The organism is Pseudomonas lini, assembly GCF_001042905.1.
Lineage (GTDB): Bacteria > Pseudomonadota > Gammaproteobacteria > Pseudomonadales > Pseudomonadaceae > Aquipseudomonas > Aquipseudomonas lini.
The window spans coordinates 766223-783655 of sequence record NZ_JYLB01000001.1 but is presented as its reverse complement, the minus strand read 5'-3'; the positions used below and the strand labels follow the sequence as shown (position 1 = coordinate 783655).

General features: G+C 56.6%; 12 protein-coding genes. 5 read left to right on the top strand and 7 right to left on the bottom strand.

Features of this window, described 5'->3' with window-relative positions; all coding sequences use genetic code 11:
• The first annotated feature begins 182 nt into the window (after positions 1-182).
• From TU81_RS03440 to TU81_RS03430, 3 genes are all read left to right on the top strand, one after another.
• Positions 183-1223 (top strand): homoserine dehydrogenase, encoded by a 1041-nt coding sequence (locus TU81_RS03440; protein WP_048393385.1) that lies wholly within the window; start codon positions 183-185, stop codon positions 1221-1223.
• A gap of 13 nt (positions 1224-1236) precedes the next feature.
• Entirely contained in the window at positions 1237-2655 is a 1419-nt protein-coding gene (locus tag TU81_RS03435) for an aldehyde dehydrogenase family protein (protein WP_048393383.1), read from the top strand.
• A gap of 113 nt (positions 2656-2768) precedes the next feature.
• Positions 2769-3290, top strand: coding sequence for a GNAT family N-acetyltransferase (locus TU81_RS03430; protein ID WP_038983279.1), 522 nt, complete (start codon positions 2769-2771; stop codon positions 3288-3290).
• 65 nt (positions 3291-3355) lie between these two features.
• Here the strand turns inward: TU81_RS03430 and TU81_RS03425 are convergent, their stop codons facing one another.
• Entirely contained in the window at positions 3356-8188 is a 4833-nt protein-coding gene (locus TU81_RS03425) for a M10 family metallopeptidase C-terminal domain-containing protein (RefSeq protein WP_048393381.1), read from the bottom strand.
• Between the two features lie 538 nt (positions 8189-8726).
• Between TU81_RS03425 and gfa the strand changes: the two genes are divergently transcribed.
• Positions 8727-9305 carry an S-(hydroxymethyl)glutathione synthase gene (gene gfa, locus TU81_RS03420; RefSeq protein ID WP_038983277.1) on the top strand — a complete coding sequence of 193 codons (579 nt, stop codon included), beginning with the start codon at positions 8727-8729 and terminating at the stop codon, positions 9303-9305.
• 267 nt (positions 9306-9572) lie between these two features.
• Complete coding sequence (locus TU81_RS03415) at positions 9573-10229, top strand: dTMP kinase (RefSeq protein ID WP_048393379.1); 657 nt, start codon at positions 9573-9575, stop codon at positions 10227-10229.
• Between the two features lie 298 nt (positions 10230-10527).
• Here the strand turns inward: TU81_RS03415 and TU81_RS03410 are convergent, their stop codons facing one another.
• From TU81_RS03410 to TU81_RS03385, 6 genes are all read right to left on the bottom strand, one after another.
• Complete coding sequence (locus tag TU81_RS03410; protein ID WP_048393377.1) at positions 10528-11052, bottom strand: cupin domain-containing protein; 525 nt, start codon at positions 11050-11052, stop codon at positions 10528-10530.
• Between the two features lie 264 nt (positions 11053-11316).
• On the bottom strand, positions 11317-12507 hold the full coding sequence (locus tag TU81_RS03405) for an acyl-CoA dehydrogenase family protein (RefSeq protein WP_048393657.1): 1191 nt from the start codon (positions 12505-12507) through the stop codon (positions 11317-11319).
• A 26-nt stretch (positions 12508-12533) separates the two neighbouring features.
• Complete coding sequence (locus TU81_RS30585) at positions 12534-13514, bottom strand: hypothetical protein (RefSeq protein WP_038983274.1); 981 nt, start codon at positions 13512-13514, stop codon at positions 12534-12536.
• 32 nt (positions 13515-13546) lie between these two features.
• A complete protein-coding gene (locus tag TU81_RS30580) occupies positions 13547-15076 on the bottom strand; it encodes a class I adenylate-forming enzyme family protein (RefSeq protein ID WP_197282307.1) in 1530 nt (509 codons plus the stop codon).
• A complete protein-coding gene (locus TU81_RS03390; RefSeq protein ID WP_048393375.1) occupies positions 15073-16371 on the bottom strand; it encodes an MFS transporter in 1299 nt (432 codons plus the stop codon). The genes TU81_RS30580 and TU81_RS03390 overlap by 4 nt, the downstream gene beginning before the upstream one ends.
• Before the next feature lie 108 nt (positions 16372-16479).
• Entirely contained in the window at positions 16480-16866 is a 387-nt protein-coding gene (locus TU81_RS03385; protein WP_038983728.1) for an ectoine synthase, read from the bottom strand.
• Positions 16867-17433 lie beyond the last annotated feature (567 nt).

The following is a 17433-nucleotide window of genomic DNA, read 5'->3' as shown; positions in this document are numbered from 1 at the left end:
AAGCCACGCTCCCACAGGATTTTCGTCGCTCCAACTTACCGGCATCAGGCTTTCTGCCTCTGTACACCTCGTTTTCCTGTACGGGCAGAATGACCAACAAATACAGCACTCTGCCATATTCAACTGCCAAAGCCCGACTCTTACGATGTTCCTGTCGAACAACATCCAAGAGGACTGCTTTCATGACTGAATACAAAATTGCCCTGGTGGGTTTTGGTGGCGTCAACCGTGGCCTGGCTCAATTGATTGCAGATCGCAACGCCGAGTGGAAAGCATCGCTGGGTTTTGGGATCAAAATCGTCGGTGTGACTGATATTTTTCTTGGTTCCATCGTTGCTAAAGAGGGGCTGGATGCAAAGCAGTTGGTCGCTCTGCCTATCGAGAAGGGGGCGTTCGCTCATCTGCCTGGAGGCACCGCTGAGGCGTTAAACGAAACCGTCATCAAGCATTCCGGTGCTGACATGATTGCTGAAGCCACCTTCACTAACCCTGTCGATGGTGAGCCCGCTACTACCTTCTGCCGCTGGGCTCTGGAAAGCGGCATCCATGTTGTGACCACCAACAAGGGGCCCATTGCATTGCACGGCGCTGAGCTTAAGGATTTGGCCCGTCGTCATGGTGTTGCCTTCGAATACGAAGGTTCGGTCATGAGCGGTACGCCGGTGATTCGTCTGGCAAGACAGGCGCTGGCAGGTGCAGAGGTTCAAGGCTTTGAAGGCATCCTGAACGGGACTTCCAATTACGTGCTGACCCGCATGAAGGACGGCCTGACGTTTAACGACGCAGTTGCTCAGGCTCAACAACTCGGCTACGCCGAGGCCGACCCAACTGCTGATGTAGAGGGGTTTGACGTCCGCCTCAAGGTAGTGATCCTCGCCAACGAACTGCTCAATGCTCGATTGAACGTCAGCGATGTGGCTTGCTCGGGGATCAGCAGCATCAGCCCAGAAGACATCGCTCAGGCAAGCGCCAACGGTGCCAGTTGGAAGCTGATCGGCTCTGCAAGTCGCGAAGTTGATGGCTCGGTTCGGGCGAGTGTGGAGGCTCGACTGCTGCCGAATTCGCATCCTCTCGCCGGTATTTGCGGTGCCACCAACGCGGTGTCGTTCAACACGGCATTGCTGGGTGCCGTTACGGTATCCGGTCCTGGGGCAGGACGTACCGAGACTGCCTTCGCGCTGCTGTCAGACATCATCGCCATCCATACCACCCACGGCAAGTAACAGGAGAGTCGTCATGAGTGTATCCAGCATGGCCAGTATCCAGCTTGTTGATGCCAAACAGATTGATGTGTTCAGTCCATTCGATGGTCGCTTGGTGGGAAGCGTGCCTTGCCTCGATGCAACCGCTGTTCCTGGCTTGCTGGAGCGTGCGCGAATTGGCGTGCGTGAGAGTGCGGCAATGCCTCGTCACTTTCGTGCACGCGTCCTTGAGGAAGCGGCTAGGCGGGTGGAACTTGAGGCTGAAGCGTTTGCCAGACTCATTGTTGCAGAGGCCGGAAAGACGCTGCGACAAGCAGAGAAGGAAGTGAAGCGTTGTGTGAACACGCTGAAGCTATCGGCGGATGAGGCTCGTCGTAACGCCGGGGAAGTGATTCCATTTGAGGCATATGAAGGCTCAGAATCGCGCCAAGGCTGGTTCACTCGCGAACCGTTGGGACTTATCGTCGCGATCACCCCCTACAACGATCCGCTGAACCTGGTCGCCCATAAACTGGGCCCGGCCATCGCCGGTGGCAATGCAGTGATTCTGAAACCTTCAGAGCTCGCACCGTTGTCAGCTCTCAAGCTGGTTGAGTGTCTGGTGGCGGCGGGTCTGCCTCCGTCCGTGGTGACCCCGGCGACGGGAGGCGTCGATCTGGGTAAAGCACTGGTGGAGCTGCGCGAAGTACGGATGATCTCTTTCACAGGTGGTTTTGCCACTGGAGAGTCCATTGCTCGTAGTGCAGGCTTGAAGAAGTTGGCCATGGATCTGGGGGGAAATGCACCGGTTCTCGTGCTCGAAGATTGTGATCTTGAACCGACCGTAGAGTCTTGTGTATCAGGTGCTTTCTGGGCAGCAGGACAGAATTGCATCGGCACGCAGCGCATCCTCGTACACCGTTCAATCTACGAAGATTTCCGCGAGCGTTTTGTCAGCCAAACGCGTGCATTGGTACTTGGCGATCCTGATCAGCGAGCAACGGATGTTGGCCCAATGATTACGGAGCAGGCGGCTCGTCGCACCGAACAGTGGGTGAATGAGGCGCTGGCCGAGGGGGCTCTTCTTCTGTGCGGACACCATCGTCAAGTGGGAAGCTATGCGCCAACTGTGCTGGAGCGTGTAAGCCATAGCAGTCGGATCTGGCAACAGGAGGTCTTCGCACCGGTGGTCATCCTGGAGCCTTTTGACCATCTGGATGACGCCGTTGCTCTGGCCAATGCGCCAGAATACAGCTTGCATGCGGGACTCTTCACCCGTGATCTTTCCAAGGCCTTGAAATTGGCGCGGCAAATTGAAGCCGGAGGGGTGATGATCAATGATTCTTCCGATTATCGTTTTGATGCCATGCCTTTCGGTGGCTTCAAGTACGGCAGTCTGGGGCGAGAAGGTGTTCGATTTGCCTACGAGGACATGACGCAACCCAAAGTGGTCTGCATCAATGAGATGGGTTGAGCCTCTGCTTTGGTGTCGAGAGAACCGAGCTCAGGTTGGCCCTTGGCAACTAATGCAAATTTTGTCGCAGGGAGCTCCCATCAAACGCTCCATGCGATAAACCAGGGAGGAATATGATCAACATTCGTGAAGCTACCAAAGCCGACCTCGATGTTCTACGTGAAGTCGGCTGTAAGACCTACCGAGAGCATTTTTCGGCCATTTGGTCTCTCGCCGGTATGCAGGGCTTCCTCAATCGAGACTTCTCACCCAGCGCGCTCGGCCAATCACTCGAATCATCCGCTAGCCATTTGTGGCTTATAGCCTCAGACGAAAGCGGTAGGGTCGTAGGCTTTTCCAAAATTAACTGGTCGGCACCTGCGCCTTTAACTGGCGAAGTGGGCGTGGAGCTTCAAAAGATTTACTTCCTCAAATCCGAAGCAGGGCGAGGGTATGGGAAACAGCTTCTGCGCTTCATTTGCAACCGAGCGATAGAGCGCGGAGAACGCTTGCTCTGGCTTGACGTGCTCAAGACCAATTCAAATGCGCGGCGCTTCTATGAGGGTTTCGGTTTCCAAAAAATCGGTGAGATCCCGTTCAAAACTGACTTGGCTGAAATTGGGATGGTTGTAATGGCCTGTGAACTTTCCCGATAGGCGCGTTCGATGGCCTCTGCAAATTCCCTGTGGGAGCGGGCATGATCGCTCCCACAGGATGTGGCCTAACCCAAGGTTGTGAAATCGCTGGCATGCAGCGCCTGTACGCCCACCAATTGGATTTCGAACTCGGGGGTGGCGCCGGCGTTGACACTGCCGTAGAGAATGCCATCGGCAAAGCGCAGTTGGCCGGTGGCGTCGGCAGGGTCGAAGGCGTTGCTGCCGATGAAGGTGAACGCGTCGACAGCGGTGGTCAGCGGGTTGGCGTCCAGGCCGGTGAAATCCAGAAGATCGCCCTCGGTGCTCTTGAAGCCGTTGATCACATCACGCAAAGCCCCGACGCCCATATCGGACAGAGCACCAAACGCGTAGGTATCCGCGCCCGTGCCAGCGGTGAGGTTGTCGGTGCCTGCACCGCCGATCAGCCGGTCATCGCCCGAACCGCCCACCAGCGTATCGCTGCCCGCACCACCATTCAGAACGTTCGCGGCGCTGTTGCCCGACAGACTGTCGGCGTAGGCGCTTCCCGTCAGGTTTTCGAAGAGTTTCAAGGTGTCGAGCCCGGAACTCACGGTGTTTTGTTGCGCTGACGTCGAGAGGTTTACGGTCACGCCGGACAGGGCGCGTTCAAAAGACACCGTGTCATTGCCATCGCGCCCGTCCAGCACATTGTTGCCGGTTCCGGCGAACAGCGTGTTGTCCAACGCGTTGCCCGTGCCATTGGCCGCGCCAGTGCTATCGATATACAGACGCTCGACGTTGTTGCCGAGGGTATAGGCGGCCAAGCTGCTGTGCACACTGTCGATTCCTCCAGATGCCGCATTGCTGTTGATCTCGATCACGGTATCGCCGGCGTTGTCGACATAGTAGGTGTCGTTGCCATCGACGCCGCTCATGCTGTCGTCCCCGACGGCACCATTGAGCACGTTATTGGCGGCATTGCCGGTGATGAAGTTGTGCCGCTCATTGCCGGTGCCGTTGATGGCCGACACGCCGGTGAGCACCAGGTTCTCGAGATTGGCGCCCAGGGTCCAACTGACCGAGGCCTGCACCGTGTCAATCTGCGAGGTCGAGGTGTTGGTTTCCACCACGCGGTCGGACGCGTTATCGACCACATAGACGTCGTTGCCATTGCCACCGGTCATGGTGTCGGCGCCCAGGTGGCCATCCAGCGTGTCGTTGCCCGAACTGCCCACCAGGGTATCCGCCTGGTCGGTACCGGAAATCATGTTCTGAGCGTTGTCGAAGATGTCCTGCACGCTGTTGTTGTCGTTGGGGTTGCCCTGGAAGCCAAGGTCATTGGCGATGTAGTCGGCCAGGCGCTGGCCGACGATCTCTGCCGACTCCTCGTGCAGGTGCCAGACGTCGTCCGGATACGCCAGCGGATCGACCTCGTAGCGCAAGGGGAGGTCGGTGTAGTCCACCGCCAGCTTGACGTCGGCGCGCTCGGCGGCGATGGCTTCCTGGGCGGCGCGGACATAGCCAACCCCCTCGACGATGGAGGCAATTTTCTCCTCCGAATAACCACGGGCACGCGCCGCGTCCTGTTCGTAGTGACCGGTTTCCATCATGTACACGTTGAAGTTGCCGAACTGGGCATGCAGGTAATCAAACACCTTCAGGGTCGCGGCCTTGTAGGCCGCTGCTGCCGCTGCTTTGTCCGTGGCGCGGCCGATCTCCTGGGCGGCTTCCTCGCCCTGGCCCCAAATGATGCCCATAGTGACGTTATCGATGGATTGCAGTTCGGTGCGCTGGTCCCGCAGCAGCGTCACGGCGCGCAACAGCGCAGCCCCGGGTTGGTTGGTGTCGGTCAGCCACCAGCACAACTGGAGTTCCTCGGTGCTGAGCGTCGACAGGCCGGTGACCGTGCTGCCGCCCACCGCGATGTCGATGCCGTTGCCATTGGCATCGGTGAACTGGCTGCGCACGTCATAGGGGGTGTAGCGGTCCAGGTCGTTGACCAGCATCGAGGTGCCGGACTGATTGTCGTCCTCCGTCATGCGCAGCAGGCGCGCATTGGATTGGCCGAGGGTGGGCAGGTAGAGGATGTCCTGCTGGGTGCTCTCGCCAAACACGAAGTCGCTGGCGGTCAGGGTGTTGAGGTAGTTGCCGTTGAGGGCGATTTCAAAACGATTGCCATCGGCATCCGCTTCGGCGGACTTGATGTAGGTCTTGTCGCCGGCCGCGTTAAGGGTGATGTACAACGTGCCATGGCGGCCATCGCCGAGGCCGACAAAGCCCAGGCCTGAAACATCGATCTTGTCGACGCCCACGGTGAAGTCATAAATCGTGTCGGTGGCCGTGATACCACCCGTGTCGTAGTCGCGGTAGCTGTCGAGCACGTTGGCGTAGCGGAAGGTGTCGGCACCATCGCCGCCGTACAGCGAGTCGCGTCCGGCGCCGCCGTCGACGATGTCCGCGCCGGTGCCGGCCTTGATTGTGTCGTTGCCACCGAGGCCGAGGATCAGGTCTGCGCCCGCCGTGCCGTTGAGGGTTTCTGCGTTGTTGGTGCCGGTGATGGTGTTGGCGGGCGCATCGGCCACTACCAGGGCAAAGCTATCGCTGACCGATGCACCGGCCGGGTCCGTGGCTTTGACCAGCACGTTGTAATTGCCGGACGCGGTGCTGGTCGGCGTGCCGGTGAAGGTCAGGTTGGTGGCATTGAAGCTCAGCCACACGGGCAGGGCGCTGCCATCGGCGAGGGTCGCGGTGTAGCTGAGGCTGTCATTATCCGGATCGGTGAAGCTGGTGGCCGGCACCGCGTAGCTGAACGGGGTGTTTTCGGTCGCGTTCTGATCCAGCAACGCCGTGGCCAGCACCGGCGCCTGGTTGGTCGGTGACGACGAGGCGAAGACGAAGTTGGCGCTGGTCAGCTTGCCGAGGTAGTTGCCGTCGAGTGCCACTTCGAAGCGGTTGCCATTGGCGTCGGCGGTCAGGGTTTTGATGTAAGTTTTGGTGCCGGCACTGTTGAGCACCACGTACACGGTGTTGTTCTTGCCATCCCCCAAGCCGGTGAAACCTATGGCCGAGAGGTCGATCTTGTCGGCGGTGATATCGAAATCGGTGATCAGGTCGCCAAGGTTGGCACCGCCGGTGTTGTAGTTGCGGTAACTGTCCAGGCGATTGGAGAACACAAAGATGTCCGCTCCAGCGCCGCCGGTGAGGGTGTCCATGCCTGCGCCGCCGTCGAGCTTGTCGTCGCCCGCGCCGCCACTGAGGCTGTCGTTGCCCGCCAGGCCGAGGAGGGTGTCGGCCGAATCGCTACCCAGCAGCGAGTCGCTGCCGCTGGTGCCGGTGAGCACACGATTGAAGATGAAATTGCTGGCTGTCAGAGTGCTGGCGAGGTTGCCCGAGAGGATCAGCTCGAAACGATTGCCGCTGGCGTCGGCATCGTAGTCCTTGATGTAGGTGCGGTCGCTGCTGGCGCTGTAGCTGACCTGCAGGGTGCCGCCACGGCCATTGCCCAGGCCGGTGAAACCGAGGCCGGCGAGGTCGATCTTGTCCTGAGTGACATCGAAGTCGGTGATGGTGTCATCGAAGCTTGTGGTTGCGTTGCGGTAACTGTCGGACTGAGCGACGAAACGGAACGTATCGGCGCCGGTACCGCCGGTGAGTTTGTCGATGCCTGCACCCCCCACCAGAATGTCGCCACCGGCCCCGCCATTGATGGTGTCGTTGCCGGCAGCGCCGTAGAAAATCTCGCTGGCAGCGCTGCCCAACAGGATGTCATTGCCAGCCGTACCTTGCACGGTGGTCATCGGCACCGTGGCGCTGACGTAGCTGCCGTCGCCATAGATCAGCGTGGCGCCCTTGCTGGTGTGACTGATGGTGTTGCCAATAATGGCGTTGCGATCAGTGCCGTCTTCGTTGCGCTCGGCGACGCCGTAGGTCGACAGGTCGCTGCCGATGATGATGTTGCCCTGGATGGAGTTATCGCTGCCGTTGAAGTACTTGCCGGACACGCCCAAGGTGTCGTTGTAGGACTGGATGATGATTTCCGGTACGGGGCTGCCCAGGGAATTGTTGGTGAGCGTGTTGTCGATGATCTCGACGTGGTTACTGCCGTAGATGCGTATCCCGGCGCTGGTGTTGTCGTGGATGTCGACGCCGCTGACCGTCACCTCGCTGGACATTTTGATCAGCACCCCTTCGGCGCCGTTGCCGTACACCTCGCCACCGGTGATGGTTATGTTGCTGGGGGAGGGGATGTCCTCGCTGCCGCGCTGCACCACGATGCCATTGCCGCCGTTGTTGTAGGCCACGTTATTGGTGAGCGTGAAATCGTGGGTGCTGGTAACGATGTTGAAACCGTGCCGGTCGTTGTCGTAGGCGATGTTGTTTTCGAAGGTGCTGTCGCTGAGGAAGTCAGCCACGAAGCCGTCCAGGCCATTGCCGTGGGACACGCTGTTCTTGATGACCATGTTGACGGTCTGCTCGTGGGGGTCGAAACCGTACCCGGAGCAATCCTTGATCTCGACGCTGTCGAGGGTAACGTTGGAGTCGTAGCCTGCTTCGCCGGGAATGTAGCCGTTGAACCAGCCGTCGATCTTGCCGGTGGTGCTGTCACGGTTGCCGTCAATGGTGAGGTTGCTGACGCCGAAGTCGTGAGTTTCCTCGCCATAGGCGGAGCGGATGACTCCCGTGATCTTGGTGTCGGAGCCGTCAGCCACCTTGACGGTGGTTGCGCCCATGCCGTCGCCGTACAGGTAGACGTTGCTCTTGAGCATCAGGCAACCGTCGGAGGGTTCCTCACCGCCCGAAACGATATAAGTTCCGGTGGGCATATACACCTGCCCCCCGCCTGCAGCGGCCGCCGCATCAATTGCACTTTGTATCGCCGCTGTGTCGTCAGTGATGCCATCTCCTTTGGCGCCAAAATTTTGTACATTTAAAATCATGAGCTTATCTCCGTATCAGGCGAAAACCTCGGTAAATGCCAATATTCCATCGACAGGTACCGTGTTATGACCCAACGGAGGGCAAAAGTTGTGACCGCGTATCGGGGAAGTGTCAAAAAACCGGACTAACTGATTAGCGGTTGCGAGATATTTTGAGGTGTTTCGAAAAAATAACGTTCTGTTGACGCTTACTCAGGTAGCGAGCGATGCCTGTGGGAACGGGCTCGCGGAGACGGTGGTTCAGGTTCGATCATGGGATGTGCCTCGGCATGGGTATTGATATTCATGCCGAGGTGTTGAAGGAACCTGCCATTGCGGGTTTTCAATGAAGGGGGAGGTTGGGTCTACAGGAAGGCGGGTGAACATCTCGGAACGCGCGAAATCGATCTGGCTCCCTTCGCCACTCGTACCATACTACTTGAACGTATTAATGAGGCCTTCGATCTGATGCATGAGGGCACTATCAAATACTGATCCGCACCCTGGAGCTCAGGCTCCAGGTCCAGTTCCAATACCACCCTGATATTGGAGGTTTATCGTGAGCAAATTGAAGCTTCATCCTTCGCTGGACAGCGGAATAGAGCCAAGCTCTGCAAACTTCTCTGGCGGCACCCTGCAATGCCTGTGTCCGACTGATAAGGTTGAAATCAGGATTGACGCCCAGACCCTGCACAATCATGCCTGTGGCTGCAGCAAATGCTGGAAGCCCACAGGTGCGAAATTCGCGGTCGTTGCTGTCGTTCCCCGCGATAAAGTCAGCGTCACCGCGAACGCTGAGAAGCTGGTTATCGTCGACGAGAGCGCGACTATTCAACGACATGCCTGCAAAGAGTGCCATGCACATATGTACGGCCGCATCGAAAATAAAGACCACGCGTTCTATGGCCTGGATTTTGTGCATACCGAGCTATCCCCGCAAAAAGGGTGGGCTGCACCGGGCTTTGCAGCTTTCGTTTCGTCGATCATCGAAACCGGCACCCCACCGGAGGACATGAAGGAAATCCGCGGAAAACTGCGCGCGCTCGGTCTGGAACCGTATGATTGCTTGTCGCCAGATCTGATGGACGCATTGGCTACGCAAGTGGCGAAGTTGAATGGTGTTCTCGCATCCCGCTAAGCCCGGCACGACCCACCTTGGCTGAACCATTGGTGCAACGCCCTTCACCTATATCTGTTTCAGGTGAAGGGCGTTGCGCTCAAGCCCTGTTTTTCCGGATAAGGGTGGTGTTTTGATGGGCATGGAGGCCCGTTAGCCAGAAACCGGGTTAGAGTGTTCATCAATGTCTGTTCATAAGGGCCCTCCACTCGATTCGCGTAGTCGCGCCAAGCGGTTCCAGCGAACGAGCCGGGCAAAAAAAACCGTATTTCAATCGTTATGTGAAGAATGAATCGTTCGCTGTTTGTTTCTCTAGATGGGCCCAAGGGAGCCGGCAAAACCACACTGTTGGAGGCCGTTACGAAAGTACTGAGGGCAGACAACAAAAAGGTGATCCGACTTTGCGAGAAAAAAAGCGATCCCTATAGGGGTGAAACAATGGCCCTCGTTAACAAGCTCGTCAGAAATCCCACCCGGGATTTGGAGTTGGAGGTTTGTGAGCGCTTTGCTGATAGCCGTACCTGGATTTCCCGGCACGTGCTGGCTAAACAGCCACCAGGCAGCATCATCTTGATCGATCGCTGGTATCCGTCTGATGCCGCGTTTCGCCGGATAGTCCCGTTTGCAGAGATTCTACAGTTGAACATTGATCGAAACGTGCAAGTGCCAGACCTGCATGTCGGGGTTGTCACCGCCCCTGAAATCTCATGGGCGAGGGCAGCGGCACGACGGCGCGGGCTGAGCAGTACTGTGCTCCATAAGCTGGAAGAACATGTCGCTTGTACCAAGGCGTTCGAGCGAGCGATTGCAGATCACGGCTGGGTTTTATGCCGTAATGAAGGAACGATCGAAGACGCAACGATGCAGGTGATTTCTGAGATCTATAGAGTCCTTCGATGCGCCGGCCTTGATGCGGTTGAGATAGCCGTAGATATAGATCGTTAGCTGGTTTGTCGCCGCAGCGGTAGCCGGCTGATGCTTTGATCTGGGTGCCTGTCATCGAGCTCTGAGCCGAAGCTTCCCGGGGTGGGTCATATATGATCAGACGGTTCGAGCGTCGATTGCTGGAGCCGGGGTATTGAGTTGGCTCAAACAGGGATCGGGGATTGGTAGCTTGAAAGAACCTTTAGTAGAAGTTCCGTCCTGACACAGCATTTAACATAATATACATTACACGCAACAATGTATTTCAGGATTAGCCTGGTTGCACGCAGATTTTGAAGCCCTGGATTCGCCTAAGCCCTCATCCTTGCGTCAGCTTTCCAACCAGCTCCGCATGCTCGGGAAATTGCACTCCGAGCTTCTGCCGGCTGCCCATCTCCATATCTGCAAAATCAAACCCTGGTGAAACCGCTTCACTGATCAAACCGTATTCCGCCAAACCATTCATAAGCTGCGAAGCTTTCCAGACGCCACCCGGTACATGCAACTGCAAACATTGCCCGGCAATAACGTCGCTGCCCATCACCACAGTATTCAACGTGCCGTCTGGAAAAATCAGGCTGTACTGAATCGGGTTTCCCAAATGGTAGTAATGAACGATGTCCGATTGATTCAGGTGGAAATGACCGATCGGCGAATCCTTGGTCAGCAAGTAATAAATTGAAGTCATCAAATGACGTTTACCCCCATTGATCTCGACCATAGCGTGGTGATCCGATTGAAAGGTTCTTCGGTAGAAACCGCCTTCCATGTGAGGCTCCAGAGCCAATGCAGCAATCACTGCTTCAGCGTCTGGAATGTGAGTATCGAATGCATTGATGGTCATGTAGATTGCCCTCCCATAAAATACCAAAACTATAACAGCCATACATCTAATAGATTATAACTATGCTAAATAACCATTTAGTAGAGCTGATTAATTGTCTCAATAGCCGCATACAGTTTCTACTTGGACCTTCGCTCTACCACCCTTCCCTCCCGGCTCTTCTGCCCTCATCCGACTGGCTAAAAAGCACTGACCTGCTTGCGTTACTATTTCTATGGCAGGGTCGACGCTTGAGGTGCTCAGCCGATGACAATCCCCCGCAGCCTAACCCTTCATAGCCGGATCACAGGGGTGATGATCCATCGCAAAATCTCCATAGGCGAGCATTGCGGTATCCCAATTCACATCCAGATGGGACGCCATCACCTGAAGGTCACGCCAGTGTCGCTGCACCGGGCTCGCCTCGAAAATCACCGCAGTCCCCATTTGCTGCACCAGCCGCTGAACGGCCTGCACACATGACCGAACCAGATACGCGCGATCTCGCTTGAGGGTGAGCAGTTCTTGCACCGACAGTGACCTGCCAGCGACACCGGCGTCATGCAACAACAAGGCAATGGCGTGGTAAAGGTGCCTGGCACAGCTCAACTGCGCAGCACTTTCCGCAAGTCGTTCCAGCAGTATTGGCCGAGCCCTTGAAACGGCGTCCGCCTTAGAGTCCCCGCGATTTCGCAGTGTTGCAATGCAATCATCATAGGCCCCCTCCGCACAGCCAAGCACCGGGCCTATATGCAGACTGCCCAGATACGGAATGAACTCCACATCAAACAGGTAGCCGTCCGGATTGTGCCTGGCGCCTGTCGGTGCCGGGCCGAAACACTCGGATTGCGAGACGACCCAAACATCTGACACAAAGACATCATCCAGCCGAAGGTCTTTTGATCCGGTACCGCACATTCCAGCGACATCCCAGACATCCTCGACCTGAACCTGATCCGCCCGGAGCGTGAACAACAGCGTCTGGCCGTCACGAGGATCCTTGCCGGACACGATCACCCAGTTGGCATGATCAATTCCTGAACTGAAACGCCATGTTCCGTCGATACGAAAACCACCATCTTGCTTCAGGATCGAGACCTCTTTGGACACGGAAGCAGTCGCTATGATCTGCCCGGGTCCATCGGCAAAGACCTGCTCCTGACAGGCGGGAGGAAGCCGCCCGACAATCGCCGCATGGCTGCCCACCAGGCCGATCATCCAACCGGTCGACGGACAAGCTCGTGCGGCAATTCGGGATGCTTCAACCAGGGTTGGCCAGTCGCGTTGCAGCCCACCATAGCGTCCAGGCACAAATAACTGCATAAGTCCTTCTGCATGCAATTCCTCCACCGTCTGCGGCGAAATACAGCGAGCCTGTTCGGTTTCAGCGGCACGGGCCCGCCACCGGCCAAGCAGTTTTCGCGCGCGATCACAGGTTTCATGATGTTCCAATGACAGGTTAGCCATCCAGTCCATGAACTTCGTTACCTCGACAATCAGCATTAGGGACGGGAAAGTTTCCTGACAACCGGAGACTCGAAGCAGAAACCTTCGGGGATAAAGGGCTCGCCTAGCAGTTCGATGAACCTGCTGATGCTGTTTTCGTCATTGGACGCCACAAACTCATAGAAATTGGTGCCGTTCCAGATGACATAAATATGAGAAAAATAGCGGGACGCGGCTTCGACGAAATCAGAGAAAAGGATCTGACCGTTTTCCATCTGCACTAACATGGCCTCCCTTTTCCAGGCTATCTGCGCCTCGGAAAAATAATGAGACTTGTGCTTTTCGTCCTTTACCCGCTCGCGTCGCTCATACTCTTGGATGTCGCTCTGATTGCATTTTTCCAGGAAGAAAGCGAGGCCATCCTCTCGCAAAAAGCGGGAAACGAACCTCAGGTGCTCATCCCTGTTTCTGCCATAGAACTGAAAGGCCGCCATCTCATAGAGGTAGTCGACCCCGAAAAACGGGCTGTCGACGCCTAAGGAATCCGCCACGATATCCTCTGTGATCTGAAGAAATGACCCCGAATAAAACGCAGAGATTTCCTTGTCGGCGTGGGCGTCGAAATGTTGCTGGTTGGCTTTGTTCGGAGAATTGGTCAGGGTTCTGATGGCCCCATTGGAATACTTCGCCAAGGCTCTTGCACTGCTCCCGTCAAACGCATCGATTTCCCACAGGGAAAAGTTCCGCTCGTCTTTTTTTCGTCGCTCACGGGTATATCGGTCGAGCGCCACACCGATGCGCGAAAGCTCCTCCACAATCCCCGGCACACTGGCCAGGAAGTGCGAAAAAAGCGGACCCGCCTGCGTCACCAGCAAATCATGGTAGGCCCTTACATCATCGTCCTGGATACGCTCGCGTATTCTCGTTGTCACAGGCTGCTTGGGCACCTGCACTCTCCCGTTGGCCAGATCGTCAAAATAATCGGCCAGTTTGTTCATGGCAGAATCGACAAACGCAGGGTTTGAATCAGTGGTCATTTCCGTAATTCCATTTACGCATTGAGTATTTATTAAATGGCTATAGCGCCGGCGGCCAGGAGATGCGCCGTGGTTTTGCCGTTGAGGTTACGGGGCAACGCCGCATGAAAACTGACAATGGCGGGCACCATGTACCAATCCAACTGCGTGGCGCAGTACTGGATGAGCGCATCAGCGGACAACTCATGGCCTTCTTTCAATACCACGCAGGCCTTTGGAACCTGACCGGCCACTTCATCGGGAAAGGCAATGACAACCGCTTCGCTCACAGCCTCATGGGCGACGATAACGTGCTCGATTTCCCGGGGGTTTACCTGAAAAGTCCGCCGCGTAAATACGTTGTCTTTTCTACCCACGAAGTAGAGATACTGTTCACTGTCCCGTTTGAACAGGTCACCGGTGAAGTAAACCCGCGTTTCACCGAACAGATTGTTTTTAACGACCTGGCGGGTCAGTTCTGGCTTGTTCCAGTAACCGAGCATCACCAGATCACCCGCGACTACAAGCTCTCCCACACAATCAGGCCGGGTAATCAGTTGCCCGGCATCGTCAACCAGGAACACCTTGACCCCAGGAATCGCCTTACCCACCGAACCGGGGCGTTGATCAAGTTGCTCTGGAGGTAAATACGCAACTCGCTTGCACTCCGTCAGGCCATACATGGAGTAAACGGCAACGCCTGGAAGGAGCGCTCGCAATAGCTGTATATGCTTGGGTGGCAACGCCTGCCCGCTGCTGGCAATGTACTTCAGGGATTTGATTTTTTGCGGTTGAAACGTGTCGGGGTCGGCCTGCAAGAGGTAGTGAATGGCGGGTGGCAGAATATGCATCCCGGTTATGCCTCGGCGTTGAATCAAATCGAGCAAATGCTCCGGCTGCTCAGGCAGTGCATTTTCGGAAACCGAATGACCACCGCCGAGCAACGGCATCATTATGTTGTAAAAGCCGTAATCAAAATGCAGAGGTGAGAAGTTCAGAATGACCGCATCCGCGAAGTCCCCCAGATAACTGGAAACCGCCGTGTAGGCCGCCATCATATTGCTGTTGCTGACCGCCACGCCTTTCGAGTCTTTCGTCGAACCACTGGTGTGAAAGATGACGCGGACTTCACTGCCCTCAAGCCCCCCATCACACTCCGGGAACGCTTCATTCAACCCGGCAAATCGGCTGGTGTGCCAATCGCCCATGTGCAAGACGAACTGTAAATGGACCTTCCCGGTCAACTCAACGAGGCTAGCACTTGCCGGTACGATCAAGGTCTTTGCCTTGATATCGTTAAGTTGATGGATCAGTTTTTCGGCGGCGATACCGTAATGCATCAGCGCCAGGACGAATCCGGCTTTCATGACGCCCAGCGCGCAGGCGATGGTTTCGATGGAAGTGGGTGCATGAAGTGCGACCCGATCACTCGCTGCCATCCCCGTGCCCACTAACTGCCGGGCTACCACGCAGGCGAGTTCGTCCAATGCTCCGTAGGTGATCTTTCGGCCACTGATGGTCAGCGCAATCTTGTCCGGCGTTCGCTCGGCGTGGTCTTTTACATAGTCATGGAACTGTTTCATCGGGCCACCTCGCTACCATCCGCCAAGGATGACGACGAAGAGCCGTCTTCCCTGTTCGCCTGTAAGACTTCGTTATCCTTGGGGGCGAGCAGCACAATTGCCCCCACGATCACTTCGAAAATCCCGGCGCCGACAATAACCAGGCCGGTTTCAAAGCGGGCATACAGCGCAGCACCGCAGGCACCGGCAATCAGAATCGAGGCGCCCAGCGCCGCAAAACGCAGCCGTGCCAGCCCGGCGATTTCGCTTTGCCTGAACCGGGTTTGAATCAGCAGAATGAATGAGATGTCGATCAGTGGCCCGCCGAGTGCCGCAAGACTTGCGCCGACCATCATCCCCGTCAGGACGTGTTCCGGTGGCAGGTACAGCACGGCCGCACCGATGATCGCGATGCCCAGGCCGTTGACCACGGAACCGAAGGTAAACCCGTGATACAAGCGGCGGATCTGCAGATTGCCCACAACAAAAATGGAGATCAGGTTCCCTGCCCCGTAAGCCCCCATGATCAGGCCGTAGGCAGCAAAACCCTGTACGCCGAATCCCTGGATATCGTATTTGACGACTGCCAGCGCCATGCCGATCGATATACCCACGCTCCAGGCAACATTGCCCAGTCCCGCACACACATACACCGCCTGCATCTGGCTGCGTCCCGCAAGACTTCTCCAACCGGCGGTAAATCCGGCACGCCGGCTTGTTGCCTTTGCGGGTTGGCGCGGCAGCGCTTTGCTCAACTTCATGACCGCCCACGCGGAGATCAGGAAGGTGATGCTGTTCAGGGTAAACAGATGCTCGATCGGAATCAGCAGCGTAATCGCCGCTGCCAGCATTGGCCCGATCACCCGGGCGACCCGGATGATGGCATCGAACAGCGCGTTGACCGATTGCAGCTGGTCCGGCGCCGCGGCAATCCGCGGAAGACTGGCGCGTAGCGCCGGCTCGAACAGCGAGTTGACGATCATCATGAGCATGAGCGGAACCGCCAGCATCCACAGACTCATGATGCCGAACCCCCAAGCAAGCACCGGAATCAAGGCAAGCCCGGCCCGCGCCAGGTCGGCACCGATCATCGTGCGACGGTGGTCCCAGTGCTCTGCCCATATCCCCCCCAGCAAAGCACCTGCCAACGCGGCAGCACCGCGTAAAGCACTGAGCCAGCTTGCATCGGTTCCAGCGATCTGCACCGCCATCCAGGCGATGGCAATCGCGAAGAGTTCGTCACCGATTGAAGAAAGCGCCAACCCTCCCCACAGTAAGGCTACGGGCCGCTGAAGCAACGGCCTGAACAATTTCATATCATCAACTCCGCACAGTCACTCAACAGGTCTGAAAAAGCCCCTATCGTCTCGTTACTCGTTGGTTGGAAACGACTGTCCCGTCGAACAGATAGTCCATTTCGGAACTCAGTACGAAGAGGCACTCTGATTGTTTATTGAGTGGCGCTCGGTTCCTGCGAGGGGAGGATTGAAAACGCTGACCAGAATAAGGTCCGTGAACTTGCCACCACGCAGATAGTGACGATCATGTTTGTCCAGAACGTACATATCTCCCGGACGGATTGCATGGATGGTGCCCTCCATGTCTTCGATTTCGCCCTCACCACCGATGCAATAGCAAGCCTCGAGATGATTGCGGTAATGAAGTAGCGATTCCGTACCGGCTCGAACCACAGTGTGGCAAAGGGTGAAGCCGACTCCGTCCTGCTCTGTCAGCAGACGGTGGCTGGTGCCTGAGCCCCACTCGACGAAAAAATCGGTTTTTTCAACATCGCGGATACTACGAACAAACATATTCAGTTCCTTTTGAATATTTGGGGCTTGCCGCCTTGAACGTGCAAGGCGAACAGAGTGGTTGCGGCGGTAAACGTCAAGCGGGCAACACAGAGGCAGGCTTGCATACGACAAATGTTCAGCAGCTCGTTGGAAACCCCTCTGTCGAGATAGCGCTGTCTTTCACTAATCGAATGAAAACCGGCCCTCTGGTCAGAGGCAAATCACAACCAGATAACAGGGATGCTTTCCCGCGGGAAATGCAGGAAGACTTGTCGAAGGACGTGCCTGTAGCACGCATGCTATTACGGCTGACCAGTCATTCCATGACCCAGTTGTTGCTCCCTGAAGACCCCGGATCCTACGTGTAACAATTTGTGAGTGTCAACGGGTTTTTCAGACTCGGTTCAAGGCAGGCGACGGCACATTCGAGGTCCGATTCAAGGTCCGCGCGCGCCACAGGCCGGCTTGATCCTACGCCTCTCGCTCCGCGATCCAAACTGGCCTCAGACAATTGCACAGACGACGGCAATAAAAAACCCGGCCTTATCAGCCGGGTTTTTCAGGCACTCGATTAGAGTATGAAGC

Bases quoted from the DNA above. Each gene is read 5' to 3' on its own strand.
- TU81_RS03440 (WP_048393385.1), top strand. From the start codon at position 183: ATGACTGAATACAAAATTGCCCTGGTGGGTTTTGGTGGCGTCAACCGT.
- TU81_RS03435 (WP_048393383.1), top strand. From the start codon at position 1,237: ATGAGTGTATCCAGCATGGCCAGTATCCAGCTTGTTGATGCCAAACAG.
- TU81_RS03430 (WP_038983279.1), top strand. From the start codon at position 2,769: ATGATCAACATTCGTGAAGCTACCAAAGCCGACCTCGATGTTCTACGT.
- TU81_RS03425 (WP_048393381.1), bottom strand. From the start codon at position 8,188: ATGATTTTAAATGTACAAAATTTTGGCGCCAAAGGAGATGGCATCACT.
- TU81_RS03415 (WP_048393379.1), top strand. From the start codon at position 9,573: ATGAATCGTTCGCTGTTTGTTTCTCTAGATGGGCCCAAGGGAGCCGGC.
- TU81_RS03410 (WP_048393377.1), bottom strand. From the start codon at position 11,052: ATGACCATCAATGCATTCGATACTCACATTCCAGACGCTGAAGCAGTG.
- TU81_RS03405 (WP_048393657.1), bottom strand. From the start codon at position 12,507: ATGGACTGGATGGCTAACCTGTCATTGGAACATCATGAAACCTGTGAT.
- TU81_RS30585 (WP_038983274.1), bottom strand. From the start codon at position 13,514: ATGACCACTGATTCAAACCCTGCGTTTGTCGATTCTGCCATGAACAAA.
- TU81_RS30580 (WP_197282307.1), bottom strand. From the start codon at position 15,076: ATGAAACAGTTCCATGACTATGTAAAAGACCACGCCGAGCGAACGCCG.
- TU81_RS03390 (WP_048393375.1), bottom strand. From the start codon at position 16,371: ATGAAATTGTTCAGGCCGTTGCTTCAGCGGCCCGTAGCCTTACTGTGG.
- TU81_RS03385 (WP_038983728.1), bottom strand. From the start codon at position 16,866: ATGTTTGTTCGTAGTATCCGCGATGTTGAAAAAACCGATTTTTTCGTC.